Origin of the sequence: Dialister sp. CAG:357, from assembly GCF_000435155.1 — a bacterium.
GTDB lineage: Bacteria > Bacillota > Negativicutes > Veillonellales > Dialisteraceae > Dialister > Dialister hominis.
On record NZ_FR896388.1, the window covers coordinates 615 to 11,637 of the forward strand.

The window sequence follows — 11,023 nt, forward strand, 5'->3', positions numbered from 1 at the left end:
AAGAGCGGTCAATGGTGATAACCGGAATCTTTGCCTTATTTGCTGCGATGACAGAGTTGGAGATGGCAGCGGAGTCAACCGGGTTTACGATGAGTACGCTGATGTTGCCCTGGAGCAGATCTGCGATATCATTAGCCTGCTTTGCAGGGTCGTTCTGAGCATCAACGATTTTAACATTGACACCGGCTTTATCAGCAGCGGCTTTTACGCTGTTAGCCATGGTTACGAAGAACGGGTTGTTCTGTGTGGAAACAGAGAAGCCGATCGTAACATTCTTGGAGCCAGAAGCTGCTCCGTTGGACTTCTTATCAGAAGAGCCGCAGCCTGCGACAGAAATAAGTGCTGCACCGATCATTGCAGCCAAAGCGATTTTCTTTAACAATTGTCTTCCTCCTTAGTTTTTCTTGCGATCCATAAGTACTGCGAGCAAAATAACTATACCTTTGACAACCTGCTGGTAGAAGCTGGATACGTTCAGTATGTTAAGACCGTTGTTCAATGTTCCAATGATCAGAGCACCGATCAAAGTACCGGAAATACGGCCTTTACCGCCGGCCAGAGATGTACCGCCAAGTACTACTGCAGCGATAGCATCAAGTTCATAACCCATGCCGGCTGTAGGCTGGGCACTGTTCAGACGAGCAGTCAGGATAGCGCCTGCCACCGCACAAAGGCATCCAGTCAAAGCATACGCAAAAATCTTGATTCTGTCAATCTTAATCCCGGAAATGTAGGAGACCTTTTCATTGCCGCCTACTGCATAAGTCTGACGTCCAAGAGGAGTCTTCTTCAGGATGAAGTACAGGATGAAGAATGCAATCAGCATGACAATCGCAGGAACCGGAATTCCAAGTACAAATCCCTGACCAAAACCGGTGAAGAGAGGATCATCTGTCAATCCGCTGATCGGGTTGCCGTTTGTATAAACAAGGGTAGCACCGCGGTAAATAGTCATGGTAGCCAGTGTAGCAATAAAAGGTGCGACCTTGCCATAAGAAATGATGATGCCGTTCACGGCTCCCAGAAGGATGCCGATGAAAGCAGAGAACACGATTGCCATTTCCGGATTCGTGCCTTTGGCAATCATGCTTGCCATAAGTGCACTGGAAAGAGCCAGAATGGAACCGACAGACAGGTCAATGCCGCCCGTCAGGATGACGAAGGTCATGCCAAAGGCGATCAGTGCATTGATGGAAATCTGTCTGGCCAGGTTTCTTAAGTTAGATGGATCGATGAAACTGTCATTCAATACAGAAATGACAATAAAGAGAAGAATCAGCCCGATCAGCGGACCCATTTCTCTTACAATGTTTTTTACTTTAGCGGAATTCATTCTTTTTACTCTCCTCCGGTTGCAAGCGTCATAATTCTTGTCTGTGTTGCATCTTTATGATCAACGATTCCAGCCACACGGCCTTCATGGATAACCATGATTCTGTCACTCATCCCGATGACTTCCGGAAGTTCGGAAGAAACCATGATGATGGACACGCCCTTGGCGGTCAGTTCATTCATCAAATCATAAATATCCTTCTTCGCGCCGATATCGATGCCTCTTGTCGGTTCGTCGAGGATCAGAAGTTTGGGGTGCATGCCTACCCACTTGGCAATGACGACCTTCTGCTGATTGCCGCCAGAGAGTGTGCTTGCTGCCAAATCAATGCTCTGTGCTTTAACCCCCAAACGATGGGAAAGTTCTTCGGAAAAATCCCGTTCAGCTTTGGCATTGATGACATGGCCCTTGGCCAGTCTTTCTTCACTGGGAAGCGCAATATTCTTTCCGATTGAGAAGTCAAGGATCAGACCTTCGGATTTTCTGTTTTCTGTAATGAACCCGAAACCATGATTGATTGCATCAAGCGGCTTCTTGATTGTGATTTCCTTTCCTTCCAGGTACAGCTTGCCGGATTCATGTGGATCGACGCCAAAAATGGCTCTCATGATTTCCGTACGTCCTGCGCCCATGAGCCCTGCCACGCCAAGGATCTCGCCCTTCCTGACGGAGAAGGAAACATCACGGAACACGCCGGGCTGTGTGAAGTTTTCCACGCGGAATACTTCATCGCCCGGAACGTTCGTACGAACCGGATAATATTCGCTCATGACACGGCCAACCATATCATTGACAATCTGGTCCATTCCTGTTTCTTCAGTAGGACGCGTACTGATTGTCTGTCCGTCACGCATGACGGTGATTGTATCACAGTTATTGAATACTTCTTCCATGCGGTGGGAAATATAAATGACAGATACGCCGTTGTTCTTCAATGTCTTCATGACGGCAAAAAGGCTGTCGGTTTCACGTTCTGTCAAAGCAGCTGTCGGTTCGTCCATGATGACCGTCTTGGCATCAAGCATCAGGTTTCGTGTAATTTCAGTCATCTGCTGCTGGCCTACGGAGCACTCCCCTGCAATTGCATCGAGGGGAAGTTCAATTCCGATTTCCTTGCATTTTGCTTCAGCGCGTCTTCTCATTTCCTTGAAGTCAATCAGTCCCAGACGGGTTCTGGGCTGGTTTGTCGGGAAGAGATTTTCAAGCACTGACAAGTTCGGCCATATATTGAGTTCCTGATGAATAAAAGCAATGCCATGCTCTTCTGCATCCTTATTGTTCTGGAATGTGACTTCCTTTCCATCGACAAGAATCGTTCCGGCATCCGCTTTATGAATCCCTGTTAAAATATTCATCAATGTAGATTTGCCTGCCCCGTTTTCGCCCATCAAAGCATGCACTTCGCCAGGACGAATATGGAGATTGACTCCCCCGAGTACTTTATTCGTACCGAAGGATTTGCAAATCCCTACCATATTTATATCCATGTACTTCAGATTCCTCTCTTAGAAGATGACTCCGGACTGGAGAATAATATTGGAGAAAGGAGTAACTTCTCCTGTCCTGATGATAGTCTTGCAGTCCTTTTCCATTGCTTTCAGCTGTTCGTGGTCCTTCAGCATGACCCATTCGACTTTGTCCTCCGGGAATACTTCTTTCAGTGCTTCCCACTGCTTTGGATTCTTGGATGCAGTTTCCGGTGCCAGATAGATTTTCTCTATCTGCATGTTCTTTGCCACTTCTTTGACCACTTCGATAAAGAGCGGTTCACCGAAACGAAGCGCAAGATCGATTTTCTCTACGCCATTCGGCACAGGAAGTCCGCAGTCGCCAATGCAGATTTTATCTGTATGGCCCAGATCTGCCAGAACTTTAGCAATGCTGCTGTTTAAGATTCCATACTTGTTCATGAAAGCATCTCCTCCACTTCACTGCGCCAAGGCATGCCGCCCTGAGCGCCAATCTTCTGAACTGAAAGCGCCGCTGCCGCATTGGCAAAACGTACTGCCTCCTTGAGCGGAAGCCCGTCACATCTTGCAGCTGCGAAAGCGCCGTTGAATGTATCCCCTGCCCCGGTCGTATCTACTGCAGAGACAGTAAATCCGGAAACATGAACCACATCATCGCCGTCTCCGTAAACAACGCCTTCTTTTCCTACGGTCATGATGACCTTTCCGGCATGGGCTTTCAGAATTTCATCACGGTCCATTCCTTCAAACATCAGCGCTGCTTCATGTTCGTTCGGAGTCAGGTATGTAACTTTTTCAATCCATTCTTCAGGGATATCCATATAAGGTGCAGGATTCAGCATGACCGGAATCCCTTCTTCATAGCACCTGTCAATGATATATCCAATGGTATCCATGGGAATCTCATGCTGGAGCATGACAAGCGAAGATGTCTTGATGATGTCGAAAGCAGAATCAACTACATTTTTATCTACTTTATCATTAGCACCCTTCAATACGATAATGCTGTTATCGCCTTCTGCCAGAATGATGTGCGCCGTGCCGGTCGCTTCATTATCCAGGACAGACACATAATCCGTATTCACGCCGTTTTCTTTGAGCGTATCGAGCATCATGCTGCCATAAGCGTCATTGCCAACACAGCCAATCATATATACCTTTTCCCCAAGTCGGGCTGCTGCTACTGCCTGATTGGCCCCTTTTCCTCCAGGAGAAACGATCAGTCTCTTTCCCATAACTGTTTCGCCGGCTTGTGGTCTTCTGTCGGCCTCGATCATGAGATCCATGTTACAGCTGCCTATCACAGAAATATGACCCATATAACCTCCCTGATATGTATATACTTAATGTAAAGTCAACGCTACTATTCTATCATAAAAGAACCTGAGAAAAAAGAATTCTTAAGAAATAAAACTCTCCTATTTGTAAATTCTCTTAAATCAGCGCTGTTATGCCTGTAAAAACAGCATCCATATCTCATTTCCCCTTATGCAGGCATAGTATTTTCCTTATTATATATGAAATTCCCTGTTCCGTTAAAGGCATTATGCATTCCTGAACTTCTTTTAGTAAGGATTTCTGATAGTTTCTACCCAACAAAAAACCAGAGATCCCTGATGAGAAGTCTCTGGTTTTTATTATCATTATTATCCTTTGGCCAATCAGCGGTCAACGTTTGTCATTTCTTTGGCATCAACCCAGCGGTCATATTCTTCTTCGGTTACGTAGCCAAGATCAAGAGCAGCTTCTTTGAGGGAGCTGTTGTCAGCAAATGCCTTCTTTGCGATTTTAGCAGACTTTTCATAGCCGATATGCGGGGACAATGCAGTAACGAGCATCAGAGATTTTTCTACGAGTTCTTCCATGCGGTCTTCATTGACCTGGATTCCCTGTGCGCAGTGAATATCAAAGGAATGGATAGCTTCGCTCAAGAGTTTGACGGATTCGATGAAGCTGTCAGCAAGAATCGGGGCATAGACGTTAAGTTCAAAACGGCCCTGGGAGGATGCCATGGAAACTGCTGCCTGATTGCCATGAACGCGGCATGCAACCATTGTCAGCGCTTCGCACTGTGTCGGATTCACCTTGCCCGGCATGATGGAGGATCCTGGTTCATTGGCAGGGATGGTCAGTTCTCCGAGCCCTGCTCTGGGGCCGCCTGCCAGAAGGCGGAGGTCATCAGCAAATTTCATGCAGTCGCCGGCCAGCGCATCCAAAGCGCCGTGCGTAAAGACGATATCATCTCTGGCTGTCAGGGCGTAGAATTTATTGGGAGCTGAAGTAAACGGAATCCCTGTTTCCTCAGCAATTGCCCTGGAAACCTGTTCTCCGAACCCATTCGGGCTGTTAAGACCGGTTCCTACGGCCGTGCCGCCGATGGCAAGTTCATGGAGATACTTTTCCCCATCCTGAATCATTTTCTTGCTCTGGATCAGCATCTGTGTCCAGCCGGATACTTCCTGACCGAATGTCAGCGGAACAGCATCCTGCACGTGGGTGCGTCCGATTTTGACGGTATGCATGTATTCTTCACTCTTTGCAGTAAAGGTAGCTGTCAGTTCATCAATAGAGCCATAGAGGTATTTATGAAGGACAGCTACAGCTGCTATATGCATGGCTGTGGGGAATGTATCATTGGATGACTGTGACATATTCACATCATCATTCGGATGAACTCTCTTTTCGCTCTTTGCTTCTGCCAGTTTCAAATTGGCAATGTGGGCAACCACTTCATTCATGTTCATGTTGCTCTGTGTGCCTGAACCGGTCTGGTACACAACGAGCGGGAATTCATCAGGCCATTTTCCTGCCATGATTTCATCGCAGGCTTCACGGATTGCCGCACCCTTTTCAGGATCGAGATCACCGTTTTCTTCATTGACCTTTGCTGCACATTTTTTCAATACAGCAAAAGCATGAATAATTTCTTCCGGCATTTTTCTGCCGATTTTGAAATTTTCGAAGGAGCGCTGCGTCTGAGCACCCCACATATGATCCGCCGGTACGCGGACTTCGCCAAGTGAATCATGTTCAATACGGTATTCCATCATTCCACAGCCCTTTCTATACTAACTATATTCTATATAATAATACTATCTTATTTTATCATTTTTATATGTTATAAGGAAACACTTCAAAATGGATTCCCGATGAAATTTACAAAAAGGATTTTACAAAACCGGGCAAATGATGTATGATAATTCACGTAGCTTTGCAATGTTGATTTATGGCAGCCTCCGGGCCCCGTGCAATGGAATCCCATGAACCCTGTCAGGTCCGAGAGGAAGCAGCAGTAAGTGGTCCTTTCCATGTGCCACGGTGCATCCTGGAGACTGTCATAAATGAGGATTGCAAGGCTTTTTTGCTGCGTTTCATTATACAGATGCCGCAATCTCTATCGCGGCTTATTTTTTTGGTATAATACTTTTAGACTACGTTCAAAAGTTGAATTCATATTACTGGTACGGTGACTGCAATGGCTTATCAAGCACTTTATAGACAATGGAGACCACAGACTTTTTCAGATGTCGTCGGGCAGAAGCATGTCTCGACGACACTGCAGCGCGCGCTTGAGCAGGGCCGCCTCGCACACGCTTACCTCTTCTCCGGCCCGAGGGGTACAGGAAAGACGAGCATGGCAAGAATCCTCGCCAAGGCGGTGAACTGCGAACATCCCCATGACGGCAACCCCTGCAATGAATGCAGAAACTGTCTTGAAATCAGTTCCGGATCCTCCCTTGATGTGTATGAAATCGATGCCGCATCCAACCGAGGCATTGAAGAAATCAGGGCGCTGAAGGAATCTGTCAGGACACTTCCCTCTGCCTGCAGGAAGAAAGTCTATATTATCGACGAAGTTCATATGCTTTCCAATGAAGCATTCAATGCACTTTTAAAGACACTCGAAGAACCTCCGTCCTATGTCCTTTTCATCCTGGCAACGACGGAGCCGGGTAAGATTCCCCTCACAATCCTTTCCAGATGCCAGACATACGATTTCAGGAGAATCTCCACGGAAGATATTTCCGACCACCTGATGTACATAGCCGGCCAGGCAAAATTTCCTCTTACAGAAGAAGCGGCCGATCTTATAGCAGTCCGCTCAGACGGCGGCTTAAGAGATGCGCTTTCCCTTCTCGACCAGTGCGTTTCTTCCTGTGAAGGAAGCACGCTTGATGCCGAGTCCGTCCAGGACCTCCTGGGCCTTACGGGAAAAGAGCAGCTGATTTCCCTGTCACGCCATATTTTCAAAGGAGAAAGTGGAGAGGCTCTTTCTGTATTTTATGATATCCTTCAGAGCGGCAGGGAACCGGCATCCATATTAAGAGATCTCCTCGAGCATTTCAGGAATCTGATGGTCTGCCGGATCGATCCTGATACGCCCGAGCTCCTTGCTTATGGCAGACTTTCTGATGAAATAAAGAAAGATGCGGAAAGCCTCTCAGAGCCTTATCTGGATGCTCTCTTCGAAGCCCTGCATGAATCCCTGCAGGATCTCAAATGGAACACATTCCCGAAAATGAGCGCAGAAATGGGAATTCTCCGTCTCTGCCGCGTAAAGGGAAGCCGCGCGGCAGACAGCCTTGCGGAAAGAGTCAGCCAGCTTGAGAAGGAAGTGGAAAGCTTGAAGAAAATCATTTCCCTCAAGAATGCATTCCCTGCCCCTTCCCCCGCATCCGCGCCTGCCCCGGCTGCTCCCTTAGAGCCCTCCTTTGGCCCGCCTCCAGAAATCCCGCCATTTTCTCCGCCTTCAGCAGAAGAAAAGCCGGCAGAAATCATAATGCCAAAAGCAAAGCCTGCCATGCCGGCTTCCACGCCAAAGGAAACGAAAAAGCTAGGGAGCACAGCGAAAAAGAAATCTTCTTCCATCGAACCGGCAGCAAGTACGCCTGCGGCAAATGCGCCGTCTTCATTGATCGATCCTGCCTCTTACAGCGGCATCTGGGAAAAGGTTCTTTCCTATTTCAAGGCAATCCACAGGGTGGAAATCTACACCTGTTACAGAAAAGGAACCCTGATTTATGCCAATAATGCCAGAGCCGTCATTACGGCGCCGCAACAGTTCCTTGTCATCATGGGAAACAACAAGTCCTATCAGACAATTGCCGCTGAAGCGTTCCAGAAAATAGTCGGCTCCCCGATACTCCTTCATGTCGTTCTTGAAGGAAGCGGAGAAGAAGCAGAGACAAAAGCTCTCCTTGCCAAGGAAATGGAATCTTCTGCTGCGCCGACCCCTTCAGGAAAAGAGGAACCTGCCAAGAACGAAGGCGGCTACAAACTTGTCAGCAAGGACGAGATCGCCCAGTCTGATCTGGAAGACCCATCTTTCAAGGAAGCCTTGAAAATGCTTCCTGACTATGATATATATGAAAAAGACTAACTTCTAATAGTTTTGCCTAACCATCCATTTACATTCATTTAGGAGGAATTACTTATGTTTGGAAATAAAGCACAGATGCAGAACATGCTGAAAAAAGCACGCAAGATGCAGGAAGATCTTCAGAAGAAGCAGGAAGAATTAAAGAAGCAGACCGTTGACGTTTCTGTCGGCGGCGGCGCTGTTTCCCTCACCATGAACGGCGAAAAGCAGATTGTTGCCCTGAAGATTGCAAAGGATGCCATTGATCCAGAAGATCCGGAAATCCTGGAAGATCTGATTACCACTGCTGTCAACGAAGCTGGAAAGAAAGCCGATGAAATGGTCCAGAAGAGCATGAGCGAAGTAACCGGCGGCCTCGGCCTTCCCGGCGGCATGTTCTAATGAATCAGGAATTAGAGAACGTCACTGAACAATTCAGAAAACTCCCAGGCATCGGCGTCAAAAGCGCCCGCCGTCTTGCTTATTTCATGCTCGAGCGTCCTGAAAGCGAAGTCAAGGCATTCCTTGACACGATCAAAGCGGCGCGGGAAAAGATCTGCTACTGTTCAGTCTGCTGCAATCTGGCGACTTCGGATCCTTGTGATATCTGCGACGATGCAAGAAGAGACCATTCTGTCATCTGCGTCGTAGAACAGCCGCAGGATGTCATGGCCATGGAACAGAGCCATGAGTACCATGGCCTCTACCATGTACTCCACGGCGCGCTCTCCCCTCTTGACGGAATCAGCCCAGATCAGTTGAAAATCAAGGAACTTCTGAATCGTCTGGAAAGCGATGAGGTCAAGGAAGTCATCCTTGCCACCGATCCTGATGCAGAAGGCGAAGCCACTGCCTTCTACTTGTCAAGGCTCATCAAACCGGCCGGCATCAAAGTCACCCGTATCGGCCGCGGCATCCCTGCCGGCGGAGACATCGGCTATGCTGACGGAATGACTCTGGCAGGCGCCGTCCAGAATCGTAAAGAGCTTTAAGGAGGCCAAAATGATGGAAACACTCGGAGGACTTGGAGGATACGGCATAACAAGCATCATCGTTATTTTCATTGCTTTTATGCTTTTCGCCAAGTTTGCAAAAAAAATCATAGGAAATATCATTATGGGCGGTGTCCTCTTCTGGCTCCTGAATACACTGGGAATTACCCATATGAACTGGGATACCATGAACGGCATCATCGTTGCCCTCTTTGGCACCTTAGGAACATTGATCCTGGCCATCCTGGATATTCTTAAATAAGAAATAAGGCAATTGAAAAGGACTGTGAATACGATTTCTCGTATCCGCAGTCCTTTTTGCTGCGTGAATCCTGACTTTATATTTTCTAAAAAACTCAATCTTCTGCCTTTGCTGCGATTTCAGACCACTTTTCATAGAGTTCGTCCAGTTTGCTCTTGGCTTCTTCATATTCACGGGCAAGATTTTCGTAATCATCCGGATTCATGGACATCTGGGCTGTATACATGGCAAGAGTGGCTTCCTTGCGGCCTATTTCCATCTCGAGATGTTCCATCTTGGCTTCATCCCCTGCAGAGAGTTCCTGTTTCTTCGGCGCCGGCTTTGCTTCCTCTTCCTTCTTCACTTCAGTCTTTAGAGAATGCTCTTCCGTACCATTCCTGTCCTTTTCGTATTCTTCCAGATCCTTTTTCTTCTCGCGGTAGTAGCTGTAGTTGCCCAGGTATTCCGTCAGCTTTCCGCCTTCCATATCAAGGATCCTTCCCGCAGTTTTATCGAGGAAGTAACGGTCATGGGATACGACAAGGCACGTCCCGCCAAAAGCAAGGATGGCATCTTCCATGATTTCTCTTGTCGGTATATCCAGATGGTTTGTCGGTTCATCCAGAATCAGGAAATTAGGTCTTTCAAGGAAAAGACAGAGAAGGGAAAGTCTTGCCTTTTCTCCCCCTGAAAGCATGCCGACCTGCTTGAATACATCATCTCCGCGGAAAAGGAACATGCCCAGGATATTTCTGGCTTCTCCTTCCCCATAATTGAACATATTGCGTACTTCATCAATGACCTGGTACTCGGGATGAAGCATTTCCTGCTCCTGTGAATAATATCCGATTTTGACATTATTTCCAATCTGCACGATGCCGCTGTCGGGCTGCTTCTCTCCGGTGATAAGCTTCAGGAGTGTTGTCTTCCCGGCCCCGTTTGGTCCGATGAGGCCGACTGTTTCTCCCTTCTTGATATGCATCGTCAGGTCTTTGAAAATATCATGGGTCCCATAGGAAGCAGAAACATGAAGAATATCAAGGACTTTTTCTGCGCAGTCTTCCGGCGGGTCAAAATGGAAACGAAGCGTTGCCTGATGGACGGGCTTGTCCAGCCTTTCCAGGCGGTTCAGCTGTGACTGGCGCCCCCTTGCCTGCTTGGCCTTGATGCCTGCCTTATAGCGCCTAATATATTCTTCTGTTTCTTTGATGTGTTCCTGCTGCTTGTTATATGCTTTTTCATAAGCAGCATCCTGGTTCGTCTTTGTCTCAAGGTATCTAGAATATCCGCCGCGGAACGTACGGATCTTGTGATTTTCAAGGTCGATGATTCCGGTTGCAGCCGCATCAAGGAAGTAGCGGTCATGGGAAATCATCAGAATGCCGCCCTTGTAGGAGCGAAGATAATCTTCGAGCCATTCCAGCATGTCCATGTCCAGATGGTTCGTCGGTTCATCCAGAAGAAGGAAATCAGGATGACGGACAAAAGCCGCCGCAAGGTTGATACGTACCTTCTGCCCGCCGGAGAAGGAATGGATATCTCGGTCCCAGTCTTCATCCTTGAAGCCCAGTCCTGTCAGGATCTTCCTTGTTTTTGATTCATAATCGTATCCGCCAAGGAACTCAAAAC

Annotated in this window: 11 protein-coding genes and 1 other RNA gene; 5 read left to right on the forward strand and 7 right to left on the reverse strand. The window is 47.6% G+C overall.

Annotation, left to right across the window (positions count from 1 at the left end):
- The 6 genes from M3200_RS02525 to fumC form a co-directional block, all read right to left on the reverse strand.
- A partial coding sequence (locus M3200_RS02525) for a substrate-binding domain-containing protein (RefSeq protein ID WP_502685332.1) occupies window positions 1–355 on the reverse strand: 355 nt, incomplete at its 3' end.
- Between the two features lie 39 nt (window positions 356–394).
- Window positions 395–1,333: an ABC transporter permease subunit gene (locus M3200_RS02530; protein WP_022381971.1), complete on the reverse strand. Its 939-nt coding sequence runs from the start codon at window positions 1,331–1,333 to the stop codon at window positions 395–397.
- 5 nt (window positions 1,334–1,338) lie between these two features.
- Window positions 1,339–2,820, reverse strand: a complete 1,482-nt coding sequence (locus tag M3200_RS02535) for a sugar ABC transporter ATP-binding protein (RefSeq protein WP_022381972.1) — start codon at window positions 2,818–2,820, stop codon at window positions 1,339–1,341.
- 18 nt (window positions 2,821–2,838) lie between these two features.
- Window positions 2,839–3,243: a D-ribose pyranase gene (rbsD, locus tag M3200_RS02540; RefSeq protein ID WP_022381973.1), complete on the reverse strand. Its 405-nt coding sequence runs from the start codon at window positions 3,241–3,243 to the stop codon at window positions 2,839–2,841.
- The gene (rbsK, locus tag M3200_RS02545) at window positions 3,240–4,121 is read right to left on the reverse strand and encodes a ribokinase (RefSeq protein WP_022381974.1); all 882 of its coding nucleotides are present in this window, start codon (window positions 4,119–4,121) and stop codon (window positions 3,240–3,242) included. Before rbsK ends, rbsD begins: the two co-directional genes overlap by 4 nt.
- Before the next feature lie 342 nt (window positions 4,122–4,463).
- Entirely contained in the window at window positions 4,464–5,849 is a 1,386-nt protein-coding gene (gene fumC, locus M3200_RS02550; RefSeq protein ID WP_287537352.1) for a class II fumarate hydratase, read from the reverse strand.
- Window positions 5,850–6,036: 187 nt separating this feature from the next.
- Here fumC and ffs point away from each other — a divergent pair.
- The 5 genes from ffs (at window position 6,037) to M3200_RS02575 (ending at window position 9,415) form a co-directional block, all read left to right on the forward strand.
- Window positions 6,037–6,136: signal recognition particle sRNA small type (ffs, locus tag M3200_RS02555), an RNA gene on the forward strand.
- 141 nt (window positions 6,137–6,277) lie between these two features.
- Entirely contained in the window at window positions 6,278–8,182 is a 1,905-nt protein-coding gene (gene dnaX / locus M3200_RS02560) for a DNA polymerase III subunit gamma/tau (protein WP_022381976.1), read from the forward strand.
- A 54-nt stretch (window positions 8,183–8,236) separates the two neighbouring features.
- Entirely contained in the window at window positions 8,237–8,563 is a 327-nt protein-coding gene (locus M3200_RS02565) for a YbaB/EbfC family nucleoid-associated protein (RefSeq protein WP_022381977.1), read from the forward strand.
- On the forward strand, window positions 8,563–9,153 hold the full coding sequence (gene recR / locus M3200_RS02570; protein WP_022381978.1) for a recombination mediator RecR: 591 nt from the start codon (window positions 8,563–8,565) through the stop codon (window positions 9,151–9,153). The genes M3200_RS02565 and recR overlap by 1 nt, the downstream gene beginning before the upstream one ends.
- 10 nt (window positions 9,154–9,163) lie before the next feature.
- On the forward strand, window positions 9,164–9,415 hold the full coding sequence (locus M3200_RS02575) for a hypothetical protein (protein ID WP_022381979.1): 252 nt from the start codon (window positions 9,164–9,166) through the stop codon (window positions 9,413–9,415).
- Between the two features lie 94 nt (window positions 9,416–9,509).
- On the opposite strand, the gene M3200_RS02580 is transcribed toward M3200_RS02575, so the two are convergent.
- A partial coding sequence (locus tag M3200_RS02580) for an ABC transporter ATP-binding protein (RefSeq protein WP_288178092.1) occupies window positions 9,510–11,023 on the reverse strand: 1,514 nt, incomplete at its 5' end.